Below are 22,806 nucleotides of genomic sequence, written 5' to 3' on the forward strand. Positions count from 1 at the left end.
AGCGCCATGCTGCTGATCATCGACAACTACGACAGTTTCACCTTCAACCTGGTCCACTACTTCCAGGAATTGGGGGCCACGACCCGGGTGATCCGCAATGATGCGATGAGCGCCGCCGACGCCCTCGCCCTGAAGCCGAGTGGCATCGTGCTGTCGCCGGGCCCGTGCGATCCGGACCGGGCCGGTATCTGCCTCGACCTGATCGCCACCGCACCGGATGACATGCCGATCCTCGGGGTTTGCCTCGGTCACCAGTCGATCGGCCAGGTGTTCGGGGGAGAGGTGATCTCGGCCAAGGCCATCATGCATGGCAAGACCAGCCCGGTAGAGCATGACGGGACCGGTCTCTTCGCCGGCCTGCCCAGCCCCTTCACGGCGACCCGCTATCACTCGCTCGCGGTCCGTCCCGAAAGCGTGCCGGATGTGCTGCGGGTGACAGCGCACACCGCCGATGGCGAGATCATGGGCCTGTGCCATCGCCAGCGCCCGGTTCACGGGGTGCAGTTTCACCCCGAGTCGATTGCCTCGGAACACGGCCACGACCTGCTCCGCAATTTCCTCGATCTGACCGGCCTGCCCCGCGCCGCCGCAGCCTGATCCGGCCCAGGCAGCGGCGCCTGACCGCAAACACCGCGAGCGAGCGTTGAACCGGCGGCAGGCACGCGCTAAATCGTGCGGGTTCGCTTTGTTCAACCCGGTGACAGGTATGCCGTCTTGCTCCGCCACAGACCCGCTTTGCCCGGCCCAAGGTGCCGGCGCGAGGGCTGTGCCGGATCCGGCGCGCGTTCGATACCCTTGGCCGCCAACCTTCGGCGGGTCGGTCCATCGATGGCGCAAAACATCCTGCCCCTGACCGGCGCATGACCTGGTGTCGTGCTTGATCTTACTCAGCGAAACGACTGACAATGCAAAACATTTCCCTCTGCCTGACCGCCTTTGCGCGCGGCGAATTTCCGGCTGATACGGCCATCGCCGGCGCTTTTGACGAGCTGATGTCCGGCGATGTCGCGGACGCCGCCATCGGCGGATTCCTGATCGGTCTCGCGGCGCTTGGCGAGCGCCCGAGCGATATCGCATCCGGCGCCCGGGCCCTGCGCAGCCGCATGACCCGGATCAACGCGCCCGAGGGTGCGATCGATACGTGCGGCACCGGCGGCGACGGCAAGGGCGCGTGGAATATCTCAACCACCGCCGCCATCATTGCCGCCGGCGCCGGCGCCATTGTCGCCAAGCACGGCAATCGGGCGGCATCGTCCGAATCCGGCTCGTCGGACGTGCTGGGCCAGCTCGGGGTCAAGCTCGACTGTGCACCGGCCCTGGTCGAGCGCTCGCTGAACGAGGCCCGGGTCGGCTTTCTCTACGCCCCCGCCCATCACGCAGCCGTTCGCCATGTCGGTTCGGCGCGCCAGGCGCTCAAGGTCCGCACCGTGTTCAACCTGCTCGGGCCGCTGTCCAATCCGGCTGGGGTGAAACGGCAATTGCTCGGCGTCTATGACAGGCGCTGGCTGGTCCCGATGGCGACTGCGCTGCGCGATCTCGGCTGCGAGCGCGCGCTGGTGATATGCGGTCAGGACGGCATGGACGAGCTGACCACCACAACCGGGTCCGACATCGCCGAGCTGCGCGATGGCGAGATCCGCGAATACAGTTTCCATCCCGAAGAGGCCGGCCTGCCTGTCGTTTCCGATGAGGCCCTGCAGGGCGGTACGCCGCAGGAAAATGCGGCGGCGATCCGGGCCCTGCTCGATGGCGAGACCGGCGCCTTCCGTGACATCGCGGTGCTCAATGCCGGCGGCGCCCTGATGCTCGCCGGTCTGGCCGAGACCATTGCGGCGGGGGCTGTCCTGGCGGCTGCCGCCATTGATGATGGCCGCGCCAGTGCCGCACTCGACCGCATGGTCGCCATTTCCAACGGGGAGGCCTGAGCCATGGCCGCAACACCGGATACGCTGGCCCGCATCGGCGCCTACAAGCGCGATCATATCGACGCCTGCAAGACCGCCCGCCCCTATGACGAGATCGCAGCGGCGGCGCGCGATGCGGCGCCGGTTCGCGGCTTCCAGGCCGCCCTCGCCAGTGCACCCGAGGGCCTCGGCCTGATCGCCGAGATCAAGAAGGCGAGCCCGTCAAAGGGCCTCATCCGCGCCGATTTCGACCCGCCTGCCCTGGCCCGCGCCTATGAGGCCGGCGGCGCGACCTGCCTGTCCGTGCTCACCGACGGGCCGAGCTTCCAGGGCGCTGACGCCTTCCTGACGGCGGCACGGGCCGCGGTCTCCCTGCCCGCCCTGCGCAAGGACTTCATGTATGACCGCTACCAGGTCGCGGAGGCCCGGATGCTGGGCGCCGACGCCATCCTGGTGATCATGGCGGCGATCGATGACGACACCGCCCGCGCCCTGATCGACGAAGCCGCCAAATGGTCACTCGATGTTCTGGTCGAGGTCCATGACGCACCGGAAATGGAGCGCGCGCTGGCCCTCGACGCCCCGCTTCTCGGCGTCAACAACCGCAATCTGCGGACCTTCCAGACCTCGCTGGACACATTCGATACCCTGGCCCCGATGGTGGCTTCCGACCGGCTGCTGGTCGCCGAGAGCGGGATTGCCAGCCATGCCGACGCCGTGCGTCTCAAGGCGGCGGGCGCACGGGCCCTGCTGGTCGGCGAAAGCCTGATGCGGCAGAGCGACGTGACAGCGGCCACGCGGGCGCTCCTCGGTCGCGCCGGAAGCGCTTGACGCCTCTTCGGAACACTTATAGAACATGACCTCCTATTCCTGATTTGTTCCCGCGGGTGTCAGCCTGAATCCGGGAATGCGAACAAGGGGGTCACCTTGCTGACGCGCAAACAGAACGAGCTTTTGCTCTTCATCCATGGTCGCATCAAGGAAACCGGGGTTTCGCCCTCGTTTGACGAGATGAAGGCCGCCCTGCAGCTGGCCTCCAAGTCGGGCGTTCACCGTCTCATCACCGCCCTGGAGGAGCGCGGCTTCATCCGCCGCCTCGCCCACCGGGCCCGCGCGCTGGAAGTTCTCAAACTGCCGGAGTCAGCGGCGGTCGCCGAAGCGCCATCCGTCCCCAAGGGCAATCTCGGCCCGAATGTCGTGCGCGGCAATTTCGCCAAGCCGGAACCGACCGACAGCGATGGCACCATTGATGTGCCGATGCTCGGCCGGATCGCTGCCGGCGTCCCCATCGCCGCCATCCAGCACGAGACCGACCGCTTCGCCTTCCCGGCCGGCATGGTCGGTGCGGGCGAGCATTTCGCGCTTGAGGTCAAGGGTGATTCGATGATCGAAGCCGGCATCATGGATGGCGACACGGTCCTCATCCAGCGCTGCCAGTCGGCCGAAAACGGCACCATTGTCGTCGCCCTCGTCGATGACGAGGAAGCCACGCTGAAGCGGCTGCGCAAGAAGGGCGGCTCGATTGCCCTCGAAGCCGCCAATCCGGACTACGAAACCCGCATCTTCGGACCGGATCGCGTCAAGGTTCAGGGCCGTCTGGTCGGACTGATCCGCAAGTATCACTAGCCGATCGACGGGCGATTGATTTGCCTCTGGCGCCGGCCGGGTGTGAGCCAATCGAGCTGACCGAGCGTGACGTGGCGTGTGGCAGTTCTGTCTGGCACGCGGGTCCGCCGAGCCATTCAATTCGCTGCAAGGGTGTCGCTGTCACCGCGCCCCGGCGTCGCGATGTCGTGCCAGGTTTTGATCCAGGTTTTGATCCAGGTTTTTGATACCGTGCGTCGGCCTTTCGATGCGGCGCTGGATCCTGTGATCCAGCGCGAGGGTCTGCAGCTCGTGTGATCGTCCCGGGCATTCGTCCCATGTCCTGCGGGTCGTCTCATGGCCCTGTCGTTCGTCTGATGGCCTGCAGGTCGTGTGATGCTCTGCGGTCGGTATGATGGTTTGCAGGTCGTCTGATGCGTGTTGTCCTCGATTGAGCCGGACCTTGGACGCCATGGCCTGTGCACCGCAGGTCTGGCTGCCGAGGACGGAGCCTGGCCCAGGTCGCACATCGGCGCGGCGGCTGGCGGCACCTGAATTGCCCTCACGCCTGTCAGAGCGGGCGCCAGGGTCGCTCCTGCCCTTCGGGGCGTGCACTGCGGATCGAGCGGATGTGTCCCTTCGATATCCGGATCAGCTGGCTTCCGGTCCGATCGAGACGATCCGGATCGAAGACCACGGCCTCGCAGCGCGCCTCGATCCAGCCGGGGATGTCGACATCGCTGACGATCAGGTCGGACCGCTGGCAGTCCGTTTGCCAGTCATCGAGCCTGGTCAGCCGGGTCAACCTCAGCCCGACCAGCGGCGTGCTGCAGCCCATGGCGTCGCAATTCGCAGACCAGCGTGTCGGCGCAGGTCCGCCCTCACCGCGCGCCTCCAGAAAGACCCGTGCCGCAAAGCGCGAGCGGCGGCGATCGCTGACAACCCAGCCCGAACCCGCTTCCATGGCCCCGCCGGTCTCGGAGTCCTGAATGGCGGATGTCTCGCGAGCCAGGATCAATCCGGTCTCGGAGATGAAAAGATTGGGTTGCGGCGCCAGGCTCCAGATGACCAGCGCCAGCCCCATGACAAGCGCCCCCGTCATCCGCGACGGTCCGCGCAGCAGCAAGAGCAGGACAAAGCCGGTCGAGAAGAGCGCCAGCACCGGTCCTGAGGCGGCGGCGACCAGGCGTTGCGCGCCCGGCCAGTCGGCCACCATGGCCGCCAGCTGCAGCATCCCGCTCAGCCCCGCCTCCATGATTGCGAAGGGCAGTCCGTCCAGACCGAGCGGAATGAGCACAAAGCCCAGCACACCGGCGGGCATCACGATCAGCGAGAAAATCGGCATGACCAGCAGATTGCCCGCCAGTCCGAAGCTGGCAATGCGGTGGAAGTGAAAGGCGGCAAAGCCCGCCGTCGCGGTTCCGGCGACCAGGCTGGTCGTCCCCAGCCCGCCGAGGAACAGTCGGACTTGTCCGACCAGGCCGCGCGCGCCCGATGTGTCGCGCCGGTCCTGCCAGACCCGGGCCGCGGCGATCAGCGCGGCGGCAGCCGAGAAGGACATCTGGAAGCCCGGCATGATGACCGCCTGGGGCTGCAAGGCGAGAACGGCGACAACGCCCAGAGCCAGCGTGTGCAGCGACAGCGCCCGCCGTCTCAGGATGACCGCTCCCAGCACGGTCACGGTCATGATGAAGGCGCGTTGGGTCGGGATCGCGCCACCGGAGATCACCAGATAGCCGAGTGCAAAGACCAGCGCGATCCAGGCCGCCGGCACGGCTGGATCCTGACGTCGGGCCCATACGGTCGCCGCTGACAGCGCCAGCCGGACAGCAAAGAACACACCGCCGGCCAGCAGCGCCATGTGCATGCCCGAAATCGCCAGGACATGACCCAGACCCGAGCGGCGCAGGATCTCGACATCGCCCGGATCGACATGGGCGCGGTCGCCGGTCAGCAGGGCAGCCGCAAGACCGCCCGGTCGAGGCGCCATGCGGTCGCGGATGTGCGCCGACAGGCCGGCCCGCAGGCGCGCGATGCGGCGCTCCACGCGGTCCTGGGCCAAGGCGGGCCCCGGTTCCGCCGGTGCGACCGCAAACCCGGTCGCGATAATGTCCTCGAAACCGGCATGAAAGGCGAAGTCATAGCCGCCCGGGACAGCCGCTGACCGCGGCGGCGCCAGCACCGCGCGGACCATGACCGCGTCACCGGGACCGATCGCGCCCGGATCACCCAGCACACGGACACGCTGACGGCCAGACGGGGCGATGGCGGACGGGGCCAGGGTGTCCGGATCATTCCTCAGCCGGATCAAGAGGCGCTGCCGCCCGGACCCGCTTCGATCGATCGCTTCCAGCCAGCCCTCGACCGCGACTGCCCGTCCGCTCTCAATGGCCGGCGACCGGCCATGATGGGCATGGGTGTGGGCCCCGGCCCGGAGCATGAAAACGGACGCGACCAACAGGATGATGGCGATCATGCCCGCGGTACGCTCCAGTCGTTTTCGGCCAGGAGGGGAAAAACGATTGGTTGCGGCGGCGGCTGTCCCAAGCGCAAAAAGCGCGAAAATCAGCCCGCCGGACGGCTCGAAGGGGAGTGAGAAATAGAGGCCGGTCCCGATAATTGCGCCCAGGGCCGCAACCACCGCCGGTCCGAAATCGGCAAGCGCATCAACCGATTTGGCTGATTTCGTCCCTCGATTTGCCACGCCATGCGGCAGGATTGCGTCAGGTTGAAGCATCAAGCAGCCTACGGTCTATCGCAAAAGCTGATATTCATGCTAACACGACTTCCCCGTCTCGCAGTGCAGCATGAATTCGCAATTGCAAAACAACGACAAGATGATTCGAACCCGCTTCGCCCCCTCGCCCACTGGCTTCCTGCATATTGGCGGGGCGCGCACGGCGTTGTTCAACTGGCTGTTTGCCCGCCATCATGGTGGCCAGTTCCTCCTGCGTATCGAGGACACCGACCGCGCCCGCTCGACCCAGGCGGCGATCGACGCCATCCTCGACGGCCTCGGCTGGCTCGGCCTCGACTGGGACGGCGAGGCGATTTCCCAATTTGCCCGCGCTGAACGGCATGCCGAAGTGGCCTATGCGCTGCTGGAACGTGGCCACGCCTTCAAATGCTATTGCACGACCGACGAGGTCCAGGCGCTGCGTGATGAGGCCTTCGCCGCCGGACGCGCCCTGCGCTCGCCCTGGCGCGACCGCGATCCCGCCGATGCGCCGGCCGACACACCCTTCACGGTCCGCTTCAAGGCGCCCGATAGCGATGTCGTGCTCGACGACGCCGTTCAGGGCCAGGTCCGCTGGGCCGCCAAGGAGTTCGACGACCTGATCCTGCTTCGCTCGGATGGTACACCGACCTATAATCTCGCCGTCGTGGTGGATGATCACGACATGGAGATCACCCATATCGTGCGCGGCGACGATCATCTGGTGAACGGCGCCCGGCAAAGCCAGATCTATGACGCCATGGGCTGGGACAAGCCGGTCTTCGCGCATGTCCCGCTGATCCACGGCCAGGACGGCAAGAAACTGTCCAAGCGTCACGGCGCACTCGGCGCCGAAGCCTATCGCGAGATGGGCTATTTGCCCGAGGGCCTGCGCAACTATTTGCTGCGGCTCGGCTGGTCGCATGGCGACCAGGAATTATTCTCCGACGCCGAGGCCATCGCGGCCTTCGATCTGGGCGGTCTGAACAAGGCGCCGGCCCGGATGGATATCGACAAGCTGAACCACATCAATGCACACCATATCGGTCAGGCCGATGATGCGCGTTTGACGGAACTGGTTTTGCCCTTCCTCGATACCCTTGAAGACCGCATCGATGCGGACGATATCACCCGCAAGCGCCTGATGGCGGCCATGCCGGTCCTCAAGACCCGCGCCTCGACACTGGCAGAGCTCGCCGGCCAGAACTATTTCCTGCTCCGCCCGCGCCCGTTCGTGCTGGAGGGCAAGGCGGCCAAACCGCTCAAGGACGATGAGTCGCGGGAGCGGCTTTACCGCCTGTTCACGCATCTCGGCGATGTGGATACGTGGACAGAAGCCGCGTTGTCGGACGCGCTCAAGGAATTCGCCGAGACCGAAGAGGTCGGGTTCGGCAAAGTGGGTCAGCCGCTGCGCGCAGCGCTGACCGGAGGAGCACCCGCTCCCGACCTGGCCCTGGTCATGACCTTTATCGGTCGCGACGAGACCTTGGGCCGGATACAGGATCAGATGACGCCGATCGCGACTGCGTGACCGGTGAACCATGGGGATGACGTGATGGAAAACAAAGCCAAGCCGAACGGAACGGCCACGCTCAACTACAATGGCAAATCGCTGGAACTGCCGGTGCTGAGTGGCGAGATCGGTCCGGATGTCATCGACATCCGCAAGCTGTACGCCGAGACCGGCATGTTCACCTATGATCCCGGTTTCACCTCGACCGCGAGCTGTGAGAGCCAGATCACCTATATTGATGGCGACAAGGGCACCCTGCTCTATCGCGGTTACCCGATCGACCAGCTGGCCGACAACTCGAACTTCATCGAGGTCTGCTACCTGCTGATGAACGGCAATCTGCCGTCCAAGAACGAGCTCGAGACCTTCGACTGGACGATCCGTCGTCACTCGATGCTGCACGACCAGTTCGACCAGTTCTTCCGCGGCTTCCGCCGCGATGCCCACCCGATGGCCATCATGGTCGGTACGGTTGGCGCCCTGTCGGCCTTCTATCACGACTCGACCGACGTCAATGATCCGGAAGCCCGCACCATCGCTTCGCACCGCATGATTGCGAAAATGCCGACGATCGCCGCGCGTGCCTTCAAGTACGCCGTGGGCCAGCCCTTCATCAGCCCGCGCAATGATCTCGACTATGCCGCGAACTTCCTGCGCATGTGCTTTGCCGTGCCGGCCGAGGATTATGAGAGCAACGCCGTTCTCGCCAAGGCGATGGACAAGATCTTCATCCTGCACGCCGACCACGAACAGAATGCCTCGACCTCGACCGTCCGCCTGGCCGGTTCCTCGGGTGCCAATCCGTTCGCCTGCATCGCGGCCGGCATCGCGTCGCTCTGGGGCCCCGCTCACGGCGGTGCCAACGAAGCCGCGCTGAACATGCTCAACGAGATCGGCTCGGTCGACAAGATCCCGGAATATGTCCGCAAGGCCAAGGACAAGTCGGACCCGTTCCGCCTGATGGGCTTCGGTCACCGCGTCTACAAGAATTACGATCCGCGGGCGAAAGTCATGCGCGATACCTGCCACCAGGTGCTCGACGTGCTGGGCGTGCGCAATGACCCGACGCTGCAGGTCGCCATGGAACTCGAGCGCATCGCGCTGGAAGACCCGTATTTCGTCGAGAAGAAGCTCTACCCGAACATCGATTTCTATTCGGGCATCACGCTGAAGGCGATGGGCTTCCCAACCGAGATGTTCACGGTCCTCTTCGCCCTCGCCCGCACCGTCGGCTGGATCGCCCAGTGGTCGGAAATGATCGAGGATCCGAGCCAGAAGATCGGCCGTCCGCGTCAGCTCTTCACCGGCGCCGTGCCGCGTGACTACACGGACCTGTCGAAGCGCTAGGCCGTTTCGACCCACGACAACAAAAAGGCCACCTGAAAGGGTGGCCTTTTTCGTTCCTGATCCTGTTGGGCAGGGACCGCCCGGCGCTAGCGGGAGAGCCCGGCGAGCACCGCCTCGGCGGCGCGGCGACTGGCCTGACCCGTGCCGCGCAGTGTCTCGGTGACCGCCCGCAAGCGTTCCGAAATCGCGTCCCGCCGGGGCTTGTCGGTGACCAGCGCGTCGACCTCGCGGGCAAGATTGGCACCGGTGCAGCTCAGCTGGATGACTTCCGGGATGATACGCGCGTCGGCGGCAATATTGACCAGCGAGATGTGCGGCGTTTTCAGCAGGTTGAACGCGCGGACAAGGCTCCAGGTGATCCAGCCGAGCTTGTAGCTGGTCACCGTTGGGACACCGGCCGTCGCCAGTTCTGTGACGACGGTCCCCGAACAGGCCAGCGCCAGGTCTGCCGCCGCAAAGGCGTCGGCCTTCTCGTCCTCGGCGACCCGAACCGCCTCGGCCAGAACCGGATGGCGCGCGATCTGCGCATCGACCTGGTCGGCAACCGGATCGGCGACCGGCATCACCAGTCGCAGGTCGGGGTGCGCCGCCTTGAGGCGCGTGAGTCCGGCAACAAACGGCCCGGTCATGCGGCGGATCTCGGAGGGGCGGCTGCCCAGAAGTACGACCAGCACGGTCTCCTCTGCCTCGATCCCGTGTCGGCTCCGGAAGGCCGGCCCGTCACCGGTCGGCAGACGCTCCAGGGTGGGATTGCCGACAAAGGTCACCGGCAGTCCGTGCGGCGCATAGAAGGGCGCATCAAAGCTGAGAATCGTCAGGAGCTCATCCACCGTGGCCGCCAGCGTGGCCGCACGTCCCGGTCGCGTCGCAAAGACCTGGGGGCCGACATATTTGACCAGACGGATAGAGGGGTCCGCCTCGCGCACGCCGCGCGCCACCCTTAGCGTGAAGCCCCAGGAATCGATCAGGACAACGCTGTCCGGTTTGGCCGCGACGATCGCCGCGACCGCTTCGGCGACCGCCTGCTTGACCCGCTTGTAGGCTTTCAACCCGTCAATCCAGCCGAGGATGTTGAGGCCATCGATACTGGTTTGCGAGACGATACCCTCATCGGCCATCGCCGAGCCACCGATCCCGGACAGGCGAATCTCGCCCCCGGTCAGCTCGCGCAGTTCGCGCGCCAAACCGGCCCCGAGCAGATCGCCCGAGCGCTCCGCCGCGACAAGGAAGACATGTGGCCGGGTCACGACGCTGCCTCGACCAGGACGAAAAGGCCATGGCGCTCAAGCGCCGCCTCGACGCCGTCACGGTCAACGATCAGCGCGCCGTCGGCTTCCAGCGCGATCCCGGCCAGCCCGGCGGCCGCACACCGCTCGACGGTGTCGACCCCGATCGTCGGCAAGTCGACCCGGCGTTCCTGGATCGGCTTGGGACGCTTGGCCAGGATGCCGAAGGGATGCTCGGGCGAGCCACGCAGGGGCGCCGGCAGACCTGCGACGCGCTCCAGCATCGCATTGGTGCCCTCCTGGGCCTCGACGGCCAGCACGATCCCGTTGGCAACGACAGCGCCCTGACCGATATCCAGACGACCGATATCGGCGGCCACAGCCATCGCCTTGGCCGCATCCTCGCGATGGGCGTCGATATTGTCAGCCACGCCGATCACGCCAGCCGGCAGGCCGCCCTGCCCGATCAGGCTGTCCGCCCCGACCACGGCAAAGCCGGCGCGTTCGAATTCATCGACCACGACGCGGATCACCGCATCATCGCCCTTTCGACCGGCGGCCAGGGCCCGCGGCACCATGATCAGGCCACGCGCATCCATTTTGAGGGATTTCAGGTCCGGCCGCGTCACATAGCCGGCGAAACAGATGGCGTCGCAGCCGGCCGCTTTCAGCGCCTTGATGATCCCGCCGATCTCGCCGACCGAGATCGAGACATGGTCGGTGCTGCTGTAGTCGCGATCGACAAAGCCGCGCAGGGCCACCACGAAGATCGGGCGACCGGCCTGGGCCTTGAGAATTTCCAGCGGCAGGTCACCCCCGCCGGCAATCAGGCCGAGCTTTGTCCAGCCTGGCTCAGTCATCCGGCATGCAGATGGAGCGTTTCGCGTCGGCGCGGATGAAATCGATGATCTCCGCGATCGGCGCATTGCCGGAATAGAGCTGGGCGACGTCGTCGACGCGCTCGTCGAACGTGCCTTCGCGGGCAAACAGAAGCCGGTAGGCCGCGCGCAGTTCACGCAGGGTCTCGCGCGGCATGCCACGGCGCTTCAGTCCGACCACATTCAGTCCTGCCAGATGCGCATGATTGCCGATCACAGAGCCGTAGGGAATGACATCGGCGGTGACCATCGCCATGGCGCCAATAAAGGCATGACGGCCGATCCGGCTCTTCTGGTGGATACCGGCATAACCGCCCAGGATGGCGTGATCGTCGACGACAGTCTCACCGCCGATGGCGGCACAGTTGGCGAACACCACCCGGTCGCCGACGATGCAGTCATGGGCGACATGGGAGCCAACCATGAAATAGCCGTCGCTGCCAACCACCGTGCGGCCCCGGGCGAAGGTCGTGCCGGGATGCATGGTGACGTTCTCGCGCAGGATGTTGCGCGCACCGATAATGAGCTGGGTATCCTCGCCCTGGTATTTGAAATCCTGTGGCGGATGACCAATCTGGGCGCCGGGATAGAGGACACAGTCCTCGCCCAGCGTGGTATTGCCCGCAATGGTGACATGCGAGATCACCCGGACACGGTCCTTCAGCACCACTTTCGGGCCGATGATGGAGAAGGGCCCGATTTCGACCCCCTCACCGAGCTGGGCGGCCGGGTCGACAATCGCGGTCGGATGGATCTGGCTGGACTGGGTCATGGATTCTCGATGGCCTTGGCAGAAAACTCGGCCTGGGCGGCACGCTTGCCGTCGGCCCAGACTTCGCCCTTGAACTTGAAGACGCCGTGGCGGGCCGCGGTCACCGTGACCGGCATGCGCAGCAACATGCCCGGACGGACCGGGGCGCGGAAGCGAACCTTGTCCGCCCCCATGAAGAAGACGGTCGCCGACGCCGGTGAGGCTTCGAGGGTCTTGTACATGAGCACAGCGCCGGTCTGCCCCATCGCTTCGATCATGAGCACGCCGGGCATCACCGGATTGCCCGGAAAATGGCCCGGAAAATAGGGTTCGTTGGCCGTCACGCCCTTGATCCCGACGATGGACTGCCCGGCGACATAGTCTTCTGCGGCATCAATCAGCAGGAAGGGGTAACGATGCGGAAGCAGGGTCTGGATTTCCGCGTTTTCAATGCGTTCGGACACGCCGTTCAGCCTTTCCTGGAAGTCTTGCCATCGGGCCGCGCGAGACGCCGCACCGTGGCCAGTTCACGCATGTGCTGCCGCAGGGGCTGGGCCGGATTGCCAGCCCAGGTCTCCCCGTCCGGGACGTCCCGCGCGGCGGCCGAATTGGCCCCGACCTGGGCGCCCTTGCCGATACGGACATGGTCATAGATCCCGACCCGCCCGGCCAGCACGGCATTGTCCTCGAGCACAGCACTCCCGGCCAAGCCCGAATAGCCCGCCATGATGACGTTCGAGCCAAGCCGGCAATTATGGGCGATGTGGCACAGGTTATCGATCTTCGTGCCGTTCCCGATCCGGGTTTCGCCGAACAGGCCACGGTCTATCGCCGTATTGGCGCCGATGGTGACGTTGTGACCGATCACGACACTTCCCAGATGCAGGATGTCACTATTGCGACCGGCAGACATTGCGACGCCGAAACCGTCCTCGCCAATCACGGCTCCCGCAAGAATGTTGCAGTTTTCGCCGATATCCGTGCACAGCAGGCTGACCCTGGCCGCCAGACGCGTCCCGGCTCCGATCCGGCAACCGGGACCAATCACCGAGTGGGGACCAATATCACAGCCGGCACCCAGCTCGGCACCGGCCCCGACCACGACACCGGCCGCAAGCCGGGCCGATGGGTCAATCCGCGCATCCGGATGAATGAAACAGCCCGGGTCAAAGCCCCGCACGGCAAAGAGCGAGGGCAGGATCCGGGAAAAGGCGTATCGTGGCGCGGCATGGGTCAGCACCGTGCCGCCGAGTGCCCGGGCCTGCTCGGCCACCTCTGCGGGACACAGGATGGCAACGCCATCGAGCGCACCGTCCGGGGCGTCTTTGAACAGCTTGCCTGAGTCAGCATAGCACAACGCGCCAGGCTGGAGGTCACCCAGTGAGGCGACCCGATCAATGGTCCTGGCTGCCGTTGCAGAATCAGAAATCGCCGCACCCGAAAGCGCGGCGATCTCCTGCAAGGTCAGCGGGCCAAGCCGGTTGTAGAAACGCGGGTCCGCCACACTCTCCCCCTGATATCAGCTTGTTACTGGGCCGGTTGGCCGGCGCCTTCCTGCGGCAGACGCACGCGCGTCACCGGAACGGTCGGCAGGCGCTCGTTGAGCAGGGCAATAACGGATTCCGAGATGTCGGTCTCCGGCGCTGCAAAGACGAGGTTGGAGCGATCGATGAGAATGTCGATGCCCTGAGCCGCGACGACCTCTTCCAGGATGGGGCCGAGGGCCTCATAGACCGGACGCATGGCCTGACGCTCCGTCTGCACGATTTCCTGCTGACGGGCACGACGCACGACTTCAAACTGCTGGGCCTGCTGGTTGAGCGTGGTGATGCGGCTCATCAGGTCCGGGCGGGCCTGGATCGCAGTCGGCGTCATCGATGCCGTTTCGGCATTGAGACGCTCGGTCTCCTGCTGCATCGGCTGGCTCATCGCCTGCAGTTCCGAGTCAATTTCCTGTGCGATCTCTTGCATGCGGGCCGCGATGTGCTGGCCGGCAGCGCTTTCGCGCAGGACACGCTCCTCATTGAGCACAGCAATATTCTGCTGGGCCATCGCCGGGGCGGCGATTCCGACCACGAGGATCGGAAGAAGGAGAAGAGTTTTAAGGAATTTCATAGTGTTAGAACCCTGTTCGCGTACTGAACCGGAAGAACTCGGCTCTGTCGTAGTCTTCCCTCATGAAAGCCTGCGCAAAGTCGAACCGCACCGGTCCGAATGGTGAATCCCAGAAGATGCTCAAGCCGGCGGAGGCCCGCAGGGCCAGATCGTCGACCGTGAACACCGCTTGTGTTCCCTCGTCTACCTGATCAGCCGAATCCAGCAGGCCAAGCGTGCCGAACTCGGTGAACAGGCTGCCTCTCACCCCATACTGCTCGGGAAGACCGAGCGGGAATGAGACTTCCAGTGCGCCCACTGCATAAAGCCTGCCACCCAGGGCATCGCCCCGGATCAATTCGCCGGTATTCGGGTCACGCGACACGGCGCGCGGCCCCAGACCGGCCACTTCAAAGCCGCGGAAAGAGTTCCCGCCCTTGAAGAAACGATCGTTGATGCGAACCGAGTCGCCGCCCCAGGGCAGGACAAAGCCGCCATTCATGGTGAAACTGGCGACCACGTCGTCACCCAGAAGCCCCGGGAAGAACGGACGGTAGACCGCACCATTGATCTCCGAGCGGACATAGCGGACATCGCCGCCAATACCCGCGAAGCCCTGCGTGAATTGCAGGCGGTAACCATTGCTCGGCTCGATCGGATCATTCAGGCGTGACCAGTTGAGTGTGTAGGTCAGCACCGAAGTCGCCCGACTCCCGGCCTGGTTCAGCAAGGCCGAAGAGGCCGAGGAAAAGACCAGGACATTGTCCGTCCGGTAGGTGTAGCCGAGCTGGAGATTGGTTGACGCCGTAACCGGGAAGCCCAGTCGCAGGCTGGCACCGGTCGACTCGGTCTGGAAGGACGCTTCCGACAGGAAGTCGGAATTGACCCGGAACAGGTCAAAGCCGGCGGCCAGGTTGCGATCAAGGAAGCGCGGCTCGGTAAAGCGGATGTCCAGCGACTCCCGGTTCGAGGAAGCCGAAATCCGGAAACGCAGGAACTGGCCACGACCGCGCAGGTTTCGCTCGGAAATCGACAGGTCCACCAGGAAAGCATCGGTGGAGGAGAAACCCGCACCGAAGGCCAGCTCACCGGTCGGCTGCTCGGTCACCGCCACATTGACGCGGGCCCGGTCCGGCGCCGATCCGGGTGTTTCCTCGACCTCGACATCCTCGAAAAAGCCGAGACGACGGATATTGTTGCGCGAGCGGTCCATCAGGACCTGGTTGAAGGCGTCGCCCTCAACGATGTCGAGTTCGCGCCGGATCACCTGGTCGACGGTCCGGGTATTCCCGGAAATGTCGATGCGCTCGATATAGACGCGCGGGCCTTCATCGATGACGAATTCGACGTCGACCGTGCGATCGTCCCGGTTGCGACTGGACAGCGGGCGGACATTGACGAAGGCATAGCCCGCGGCACCGGCCGAGAAGGTCAGCGCATCGATACTGTCTTCAATCAGCTGGCCCTGGAACAGGTCGCCTTCCTGTACCGGCAGGATGGCCTGAAGGAATTCCGGATTGAGATCGGGGATCTCGGTGCGGACCGTCACTTCGCCGAAATTGTAGACTTCGCCCTCATCGATCGTGATCGTGATGTAGAAATCGCGTTGATCCGGCGTCAGTTCGGCAACGGCCGAGAGCACACGGAAGTTGGCATAGCCCTGATTCGAATAGAATTGACGCAGCAGCTCGCGGTCATATTCGAGACGATCCGGGTCATAATTGTCGTTCGACGAGAAGAAGCGCCACCAACGCGATTCGCGGGTCACCAGCTCGCGGCGCAGGCGACGGTCGGAATAGCTTTCATTGCCGATGAAGTTGATACGGCGAACGCCGGTGACCGGTCCTTCGGAAATCTCGAAGATCAGATCGACCCGGTTCTGCGGCTGCTCGACGATCTTGGGCGTCACGGTCGCGGCAAAGCGACCGGAGCGACGATAGACTTCGATGATACGCTGGACGTCGGACTGGACCCGCGAGCGCGTGAAGATCGCGCGCGGTTGGGCCTGGATCTCGTCGGTGATCTTCTCGTCATCGATCGCGCTGTTCCCCTCGAGGATGACGCGGTTGATGATCGGGTTTTCCTGCACCCGGACGATCACGATCTCGCCGCGATCCTCCATCTGCACGTCGGAAAACAGGCCGGTCGCAAACAGGGTCTGGATCGACAGGTTGACCAAGCGGCTGTCAAACGGCTGGCCCGGCTGGAGCAGCAGGTAGGACAGGACCGTGTCGGCCTCGACCCGCTGATTGCCCTCAACCAGGATTTGCCGGATCACCGGAGCCGCAACAGGCTGTTGCACCTCTGCCTGGGTGGTTGCGGGAACTTCCGCACCCGATTGTTGTGCCGTGGCTATCGCCGACACGCTCACAGTCATCAGGGCTGCGAAAAGCACGCGCAGTACACTCACCATGGAAGATCGCCGCTTGCTGGGCCCGGTCAGAAAATCTGGCCGAGCAGATAATTCAGGTCATTCCAGGTCGCTACAAGCATCAAACCGAGCACGAAAACAAGCCCCACACGGAAACCGAGTGCTTGGGCCTGCATGCTCAGCGGACGCCGCGCCACCGCTTCATAGGCGTAATACACCAAATGCCCGCCGTCGAGGATGGGTATCGGTAGAAGATTGACCAATCCCAGTCCGACAGAGAGGAACGCAGCAAGATTGATGAGGTTCACGAGCAGCAAAAACACGCTCTCACCGGCGCTATCGCCAGCCTCGATGCTGGTGCTCGCGGTCTGCCCGGCCGCCGTTACAATTCCGACAGGTCCGTTCAGCAGTTCTGCCGACGCCCGCCCGGTCACCACGCGCGACACGTAGCGCGCCGTCATCGATACCACGGACCATGTCCGGTCAATGCCCTGGCCCACGGCTTCGATCGGGTTGTAGCGATCCTGCAGGGCCGATCCCTCGACCGAACCGAGGCCAATCCGTCCCAGCGTACGGGTTCCGCCGAAACGGTCCTCCTCGCGCTGCCCGCGCGGCGCAGCCATGATCACCATGGCGGTGTCATCGCGCACGATCTCGAAGCGCAACTCCTCGCCGGGACGCCAGACCACTTCGGTGATGATGTCCTGGAAAGTATCGATCCGGTTGCCATTGATCGCCGTGATCCGGTCACCGACCTCGAAACCGGCCTCTTCGCCGGCGCCGCCCTCGACCACGCTGCCGACAATCGGCAGCTGGTAGGGCTGGCTGCCAAAGGTCATGGCGATCCCCGAGAAAATCACGATCGCCAGGATGAAATTGGCAATCGGTCCGGCCGCCGTGATGAAGGCACGCTGCCAGATCGGCTTGAAATGATAGCAGCGATCCGCCGCCTCACCCATCTGCTGGCGGAGCTGTGCCAGCTTGTCCGCGTCGGGTTCGCTGGCGGCGCCGGCATCGCCGAGAAACTTCACATAGCCACCAACCGGGAAGGCCGCGACGCGCCACACCGTGCCGCGCTTGTCCCGCCATGACACGAGGGTCGGGCCGAACCCCATCGAGAAGGCTTCGGCATGAACGCCGCAGAATCGCCCGGCCCAGTAATGCCCAAGCTCATGAATCACGACGACGATCGAGATCAGGAAGACAAAGGAGAAAATGGTCAGGAAACCGCTGCCGATCAGGCTCATGGAAACACTATCCGTCGTTATGGGTTTGCAAGGCGCTCGACCATCAAGTCCCGTGCCATCCGGCGCGCGCGGCTATCAATGGCGAAGACATCTTCAAAAGCCGTTAGCGTGCGCGGCATGTCGGCATCCGACAGGCTGCGCTCGAGAACCTCTTCAACGCCTGCGGCGATGTCAAGGAAACCGATACGGTCCGCGAGAAAAGCCTCGACCGCGATTTCATTGGCGGCATTGAGCACGGCCGGCGCGATCCCGCCCGCCTCGATCGCCGCCCGGGCCAGCCGGATCGCCGGGAAGCGGGTCAGGTCGGGCGGCGCGAAGTCCAGTCGGGCAATATCCGTCAGCCGCAGCCGTTCGACCGGTGCCGCCATGCGCTGCGGCCAGGCCAGGGCACTGGCGATCGGCGTGCGCATGTCGGGTGAACCCAGCTGCGCCAGCAGGGAGCCGTCCGCATACTCCACCATCCCATGGATGATCGATTGCGGATGGACGACGACCTCGACCTGGGCCGGCGGCAGGTCGAACAGCCAGCAGGCCTCAATGACTTCGAGGCCCTTGTTCATCATCGTCGCACTGTCGATGCTGATCTTGGCACCCATCGTCCAGGTCGGATGGGCCAGGGCATCGGCCCGGGTCGCTCGGGCCATGGTCTCCCGGGAGGCCTCCCGGAACGGACCGCCCGAGGCGGTCAGGGTGATCGAGCGAATGGCTGCCCGCTGGCCCGGATCGAAAACCTGGAAGACCGCATTGTGCTCACTGTCGACGGGCAGCAGGGTGGTGCCACAGCGAGCCGCCTCGTCCATGAACAGCGCGCCGGCACAAACGAGGCACTCCTTGTTGGCGAAGGCCAGCGCCCGACCCTGCCGCAGCGCGGCCAGGGTCGGCTTCAGACCCGCGGCCCCAACGATGGCGGCCATGGTCCAGTCGGCCTCGCGCGCCGCGGCCTCACAGACCGCGGCGTCACCGACGCCGATCTCGACATGGGGATAGTCCTTCAGCGCGGCCTGCAGCGCCGGGGCCGCAGCCGGATCGGCGATCGCCACGCATTTCGCCTGAAAGCGGATGGCCTGGCGGGCCAGCTCGGCGGCATTGCTTCTGGCGGTCAGGGCTATGACGGCATAGGCGCCCGGCTCCGCCCGGCCGATCAGGTCGAGGGTGGCCAGGCCGACCGAGCCCGTGGCGCCCAGAATGGAAACGCGGCGCGCGGTCATGACGCCTCCCAGCCCAGCGGCCAGACGCGCATGGTCAGGACGGCCACGATCACGGCCAGCATCAGGGCGTCGACACGGTCGAGCACACCGCCATGTCCGGGGATCAGCGTGCCGCTGTCCTTGACCCCGAAGCTGCGCTTGAACACCGACATGGCCAGATCGCCGCCAACCGAAGCCAGGGCAACGGCGAGCGCAAAGGGGATGATCCGGGCGGGATCGAGCCCGAACAGGAGACCGGCCGCCCAGCCCGCCGCACCGCCGGCCAAAACACCGGCCAGGAAACCCGACCAGGTCTTCTTCGGGCTGGTCCTGGGCAGGAGTTTGGGACCCCCGATCCACGTCCCGACGATGTAGGCGAGACTGTCCGCGGCCCAGACAATGGCAAAGAGCAGGACAACCGCCTTCAGGCCGTGATCCGGCTCGGCCCGCATCGCCGCCAGCAGGCCGGCCGACAGCGCGACATAGAGCACGCCCAGCACTTCGCTCGACCAGCCCCGGCGCCAGCGTTCAATGCCGCTGGCCAGGGTTCCCGCAGCGCCCCAGGCGAGCGCGTCGAGCACACCGCTCTGGCCCGCCAGCAATACCGTCCCCGACGCCGTCGCACAGGCGATGGCGTAGGCCACCGGCGGGGCGTCCTTGTCGGACATGTGTATCCATTCCCAGGCCATGGCTGCCGCGAAGGCTGCCACCCAGGCGGTGAAGGCAATATCGCCGACATAGAGCAGCACGACCGCGAGCGGACCGAGGAGCAGAGCCGAAATCAGGCGACGCCGGAAAACCGGATCACGCGGCGCCGACATCGACGCCTCCATAGCGGCGGCTGCGCTGGTGGTAGGTCTTGATCGCGCGCGCCAGGTCCTCGCGGGAGAAGTCGGGCCAGAGCACGTCGAGGAAGACCAGCTCGGCATAGGCGGCCTGCCAGAGCAGGAAATTGGAAATGCGTTGCTCGCCACTGGTCCGGATCATCAGGTCAACGTCGGGCAGAGCCGCCGTATCGAGATGTCCGGCGATCGCAGCCTCATCGAGCGCGTCTGCGTCGAGCTCGCCGGCAGCCGCCTCGCGGGCAATCGCCTGACAGGCCCGGACGATCTCGTCACGCCCGCCATAATTGAAGGCGATGGTGAGGTGGAAGTCGGTATTGTCCCGGGTCCGCGCCTCGGCGCGGTCAATGATCGCGACCAGGTCAGCGCCGAGATTGTCACGACGGCCGATGATGCGGATACGCACCCCGCGCTTGGCCAGCCCTTCCAGATCGGCCTCGACATAATGCTTGAGCAGTTCGAACAAGGCCCCGACCTCATCGGCGGGACGGTTCCAGTTCTCGGTCGAGAAGGAAAAAAGGGTCAGGTAGCGGACGCCCAGCTCGCCGGCGTCCTCGACGATGCGGCGGACGGTTTCAACGCCACGCTTGTGGCCGAAAGAGCGGGGGCGGCCGCGGGATTTCGCCCAGCGGCCATTGCCGTCCATGATGATGGCGGTATGCCACGGTCCCGGCTGGTCAGCGGAAGCGTCGTCGGTCATTCTTTCGCTCCGCCAAACGGGGTGATCAGACCTGCATGATTTCTTCTTGCTTGGTCTTCAGGGTCTCATCAATCCGCTTGATCGCTTCATTGGTGAGTTTCTGGACGTCCTCCGAGAACATTTTCTGTTCGTCCTCGGACAGGTCGCCATCCTTCTCCATCTTCTTCAGCGCGTCCATGCCGTCGCGCCGCACATTGCGCACAGCGACCCGGGCATGCTCGGCATAGCCACCGGCCAGCTTGGCAATTTCGGCGCGGCGCTCCTCATTGAGCGGCGGGATCGGAATACGCAGGAGCTGCCCTTCCATCACCGGGTTCAGCCCGATGCCGGAATTGCGGATCGCCTTGTCGACCGCGCCGACCATGCTCTTGTCCCAGACCTGCAGCGTGATCATGCGCGGTTCCGGAACGGAGACATTGCCGAGCTGGTTGATCGGTGTCAGCGCGCCATAGGCCTCGACCTTGATCGGGTCGAGCAGGCCGGCACTGGCACGACCGGTCCGCAGACCGGCAAATTCCTTGCGCAGGGACTCGATGGCACCGTCCATGCGCCGTTTCAGATCATCTTCGTCGTACTGGTCGCTCATGGCGTTCTGGCTCTTTCTTGGTCTACCGGACCGGGTCTGGCTGGCCGGGTTGAACCGGTCAGGTCTAACCGGCCGGAGTCTCGGTCTTCATCTTGCCGATCATGGTGCACTTGCCCTCCCCGGCCAGCACACGCGCGAGACCATTGGTCTTGTGGATATCGAACACGACGATCGGGATCGCATTCTCGCGCATCAGCGTCACGGCCGATGCGTCCATCACCCGAAGGTCGCGGGTCAGCACATCGAGATAGTCGAGCTGATCATAGCGCTCCGCGTCCGGATGGGTCCGCGGATCGGCGGCATAAACACCATCGACCTGGGTGCCCTTGAGCAGGGCATCGCAGCCCATTTCCGCAGCCCGCAGGGCCGCCGCCGTATCGGTCGTGAAGAAGGGGTTGCCGGTGCCGGCCGCGAAGATCACGACCCGGCCCTTTTCCATGTGTCGGATGGCGCGGCGGCGGATATAGGGCTCGCACACCGTGGTCATGGGAATGGCGGACTGGACGCGGGTCTGAAGGCCGATGCGTTCCAGCGCCGTCTGCATCGCCAGGGCGTTCATGACCGTGGCCAGCATGCCCATATAGTCGGCGGCCGCCCGGTCCATGCCCTTGGCCGCGCCGGACAGGCCGCGGAAGATATTGCCGCCACCGATGACCAGGCACATTTCCGTGCCGGCCTTCACGGCCGCGGCGACTTCGCGCGCGATCCGGTCAGCGGTATCAATATCGATGCCATAACTCTGGGAGCCCATCAGGGCCTCACCAGAAACTTTCAGCAGTACACGCCGGAATTTCGGCGCGCCCGCCTGGCCATCAGCCGGCCCGGATGCAGAGGAATCAGTCACGGCGTGCAGCATATAGAAAGCGGCGGCGCTGGAAAGCGCCGCCGCTTGTTGTCAGGGAGATCAGGACTTGCCGCTTGCAGCAGCGACTTCAGCCGCGAAATCTTCTTCCGGGCCCTTCTCGACGCCTTCACCCAGCGCCATGCGGACGAAGCCGGAAATCGTGACCGGGGTCCCGAGTTCCTTGGACGCCGCTTCAAGAACCTGCTCGATCGTCGAATCCGGGTCCATGACGAAGGCCTGCTTCAGCAGCACGACTTCCTCGTAGAACTTGCGCATGCGACCTTCGACCATCTTCTCGACGATGCTCTCCGGCTTGCCCGACTGACGCGCCTGGTCGGCAAAGACTTCGCGTTCCTTGTCGGCGATCGCGCTGTCGACACCGTCGACATCGACCGAGACGGCCACGGCCGGGGAACCGGCGGCGACGTGCATCGCGATCTTGCGGCCCAGCTCGGCCAGCTTGTCGGCGTCACCCTCGGACTTCAGACCCACGAGAACGCCGATGGCGCCCATGTCGGTGCCGGCCGGATTGTGCACGTAGGACGCAACCACGCCCGGCTCGGCCACAACAACGGCCGCGCGACGCAGGGCCATGTTCTCACCGATCGTCGCGATCAGGTTGGTCAGGTGATCCTCGACCGAACCGCCATTGGCCATCTTGGCAGCCTTGATTTCGGCCACATCACCGCTTCCGCCAATGGCGAGACCGGCGACTTCCTTGACGGCGGCCTGGAACTTTTCGTTCCGGGCGACAAAGTCGGTTTCGGAGTTCAGCTCGACCACGGCACCCTTGCCACCATCGGTGGCAACAGCGACGAGACCTTCAGCGGCAACGCGATCAGCCTTCTTGGCAGCCTTGGACAGGCCCTTCTTGCGCAGCCAGTCAACGGCGGCTTCGAAGTCGCCGTCATTCTCGCTCAGCGCCTTCTTGCAGTCCATCATGCCTACGCCGGTTTTTTCGCGCAGTTCCTTCACGAGAGCAGCGGTAATGGCAGCCATCGGTTTCTCCTGGATTT

General features: G+C 64.9%; 21 protein-coding genes. 6 read left to right on the forward strand and 15 right to left on the reverse strand.

Going from position 1 to position 22,806, the window contains the following annotated elements:
- Positions 1–6 precede the first annotated feature (6 nt).
- The 4 genes from AAA969_RS07105 to lexA all read left to right on the forward strand — a co-directional run bounded on the left by AAA969_RS07105 (position 7) and on the right by lexA (position 3,530).
- Entirely contained in the window at positions 7–597 is a 591-nt protein-coding gene (locus tag AAA969_RS07105; protein ID WP_338245063.1) for an anthranilate synthase component II, read from the forward strand.
- 308 nt (positions 598–905) lie between these two features.
- Positions 906–1,925, forward strand: coding sequence for an anthranilate phosphoribosyltransferase (trpD, locus tag AAA969_RS07110; protein ID WP_338245065.1), 1,020 nt, complete (start codon positions 906–908; stop codon positions 1,923–1,925).
- A 3-nt stretch (positions 1,926–1,928) separates the two neighbouring features.
- A complete protein-coding gene (gene trpC / locus AAA969_RS07115; RefSeq protein WP_338245067.1) occupies positions 1,929–2,735 on the forward strand; it encodes an indole-3-glycerol phosphate synthase TrpC in 807 nt (268 codons plus the stop codon).
- Between the two features lie 96 nt (positions 2,736–2,831).
- A complete protein-coding gene (lexA, locus tag AAA969_RS07120) occupies positions 2,832–3,530 on the forward strand; it encodes a transcriptional repressor LexA (RefSeq protein WP_338245069.1) in 699 nt (232 codons plus the stop codon).
- 529 nt (positions 3,531–4,059) lie between these two features.
- Here lexA and AAA969_RS07125 read toward each other — a convergent pair.
- Positions 4,060–6,225, reverse strand: a complete 2,166-nt coding sequence (locus AAA969_RS07125) for a ComEC/Rec2 family competence protein (protein ID WP_338245071.1) — start codon at positions 6,223–6,225, stop codon at positions 4,060–4,062.
- A 70-nt stretch (positions 6,226–6,295) separates the two neighbouring features.
- Between AAA969_RS07125 and gltX the strand changes: the two genes are divergently transcribed.
- Positions 6,296–7,735 (forward strand): glutamate--tRNA ligase, encoded by a 1,440-nt coding sequence (gene gltX / locus AAA969_RS07130; protein ID WP_425324996.1) that lies wholly within the window; start codon positions 6,296–6,298, stop codon positions 7,733–7,735.
- A gap of 24 nt (positions 7,736–7,759) precedes the next feature.
- On the forward strand, positions 7,760–9,064 hold the full coding sequence (gene gltA / locus AAA969_RS07135) for a citrate synthase (protein WP_338245075.1): 1,305 nt from the start codon (positions 7,760–7,762) through the stop codon (positions 9,062–9,064).
- A gap of 86 nt (positions 9,065–9,150) precedes the next feature.
- Here the strand turns inward: gltA and lpxB are convergent, their stop codons facing one another.
- The 14 genes from lpxB to tsf all read right to left on the reverse strand — a co-directional run bounded on the left by lpxB (position 9,151) and on the right by tsf (position 22,789).
- Entirely contained in the window at positions 9,151–10,311 is a 1,161-nt protein-coding gene (lpxB, locus tag AAA969_RS07140; protein ID WP_338245077.1) for a lipid-A-disaccharide synthase, read from the reverse strand.
- Positions 10,308–11,150 (reverse strand): LpxI family protein, encoded by an 843-nt coding sequence (locus tag AAA969_RS07145; RefSeq protein WP_338245079.1) that lies wholly within the window; start codon positions 11,148–11,150, stop codon positions 10,308–10,310. The genes lpxB and AAA969_RS07145 overlap by 4 nt, the downstream gene beginning before the upstream one ends.
- Positions 11,143–11,940, reverse strand: a complete 798-nt coding sequence (gene lpxA, locus AAA969_RS07150; protein WP_338245081.1) for an acyl-ACP--UDP-N-acetylglucosamine O-acyltransferase — start codon at positions 11,938–11,940, stop codon at positions 11,143–11,145. Before lpxA ends, AAA969_RS07145 begins: the two co-directional genes overlap by 8 nt.
- Entirely contained in the window at positions 11,937–12,383 is a 447-nt protein-coding gene (gene fabZ, locus AAA969_RS07155; RefSeq protein ID WP_338245084.1) for a 3-hydroxyacyl-ACP dehydratase FabZ, read from the reverse strand. The genes lpxA and fabZ overlap by 4 nt, the downstream gene beginning before the upstream one ends.
- A gap of 5 nt (positions 12,384–12,388) precedes the next feature.
- Entirely contained in the window at positions 12,389–13,423 is a 1,035-nt protein-coding gene (gene lpxD / locus AAA969_RS07160; protein ID WP_338245086.1) for a UDP-3-O-(3-hydroxymyristoyl)glucosamine N-acyltransferase, read from the reverse strand.
- A gap of 23 nt (positions 13,424–13,446) precedes the next feature.
- Positions 13,447–14,034 carry an OmpH family outer membrane protein gene (locus tag AAA969_RS07165; RefSeq protein ID WP_338245088.1) on the reverse strand — a complete coding sequence of 196 codons (588 nt, stop codon included), beginning with the start codon at positions 14,032–14,034 and terminating at the stop codon, positions 13,447–13,449.
- 4 nt (positions 14,035–14,038) lie between these two features.
- A complete protein-coding gene (gene bamA, locus AAA969_RS07170) occupies positions 14,039–16,426 on the reverse strand; it encodes an outer membrane protein assembly factor BamA (protein ID WP_338245090.1) in 2,388 nt (795 codons plus the stop codon).
- Positions 16,427–16,452: 26 nt separating this feature from the next.
- Positions 16,453–17,631 carry a M50 family metallopeptidase gene (locus tag AAA969_RS07175; RefSeq protein ID WP_338245092.1) on the reverse strand — a complete coding sequence of 393 codons (1,179 nt, stop codon included), beginning with the start codon at positions 17,629–17,631 and terminating at the stop codon, positions 16,453–16,455.
- A gap of 17 nt (positions 17,632–17,648) precedes the next feature.
- On the reverse strand, positions 17,649–18,839 hold the full coding sequence (gene dxr, locus AAA969_RS07180; RefSeq protein WP_338245094.1) for a 1-deoxy-D-xylulose-5-phosphate reductoisomerase: 1,191 nt from the start codon (positions 18,837–18,839) through the stop codon (positions 17,649–17,651).
- Entirely contained in the window at positions 18,836–19,639 is an 804-nt protein-coding gene (locus AAA969_RS07185) for a phosphatidate cytidylyltransferase (RefSeq protein WP_338245097.1), read from the reverse strand. The genes dxr and AAA969_RS07185 overlap by 4 nt, the downstream gene beginning before the upstream one ends.
- A complete protein-coding gene (locus AAA969_RS07190) occupies positions 19,623–20,360 on the reverse strand; it encodes an isoprenyl transferase (protein ID WP_338245099.1) in 738 nt (245 codons plus the stop codon). Before AAA969_RS07190 ends, AAA969_RS07185 begins: the two co-directional genes overlap by 17 nt.
- A 25-nt stretch (positions 20,361–20,385) precedes the next feature.
- Positions 20,386–20,946 (reverse strand): ribosome recycling factor, encoded by a 561-nt coding sequence (frr, locus tag AAA969_RS07195; protein WP_338245101.1) that lies wholly within the window; start codon positions 20,944–20,946, stop codon positions 20,386–20,388.
- Positions 20,947–21,010: 64 nt separating this feature from the next.
- Entirely contained in the window at positions 21,011–21,802 is a 792-nt protein-coding gene (pyrH, locus tag AAA969_RS07200) for a UMP kinase (protein ID WP_425324997.1), read from the reverse strand.
- 48 nt (positions 21,803–21,850) lie between these two features.
- A complete protein-coding gene (gene tsf, locus AAA969_RS07205; protein WP_338245105.1) occupies positions 21,851–22,789 on the reverse strand; it encodes a translation elongation factor Ts in 939 nt (312 codons plus the stop codon).
- Between the last annotated feature and the right edge of the window lie 17 nt (positions 22,790–22,806).

The organism is Maricaulis maris (assembly GCF_036322705.1).
GTDB classification, from domain to species: domain Bacteria; phylum Pseudomonadota; class Alphaproteobacteria; order Caulobacterales; family Maricaulaceae; genus Maricaulis; species Maricaulis maris_B.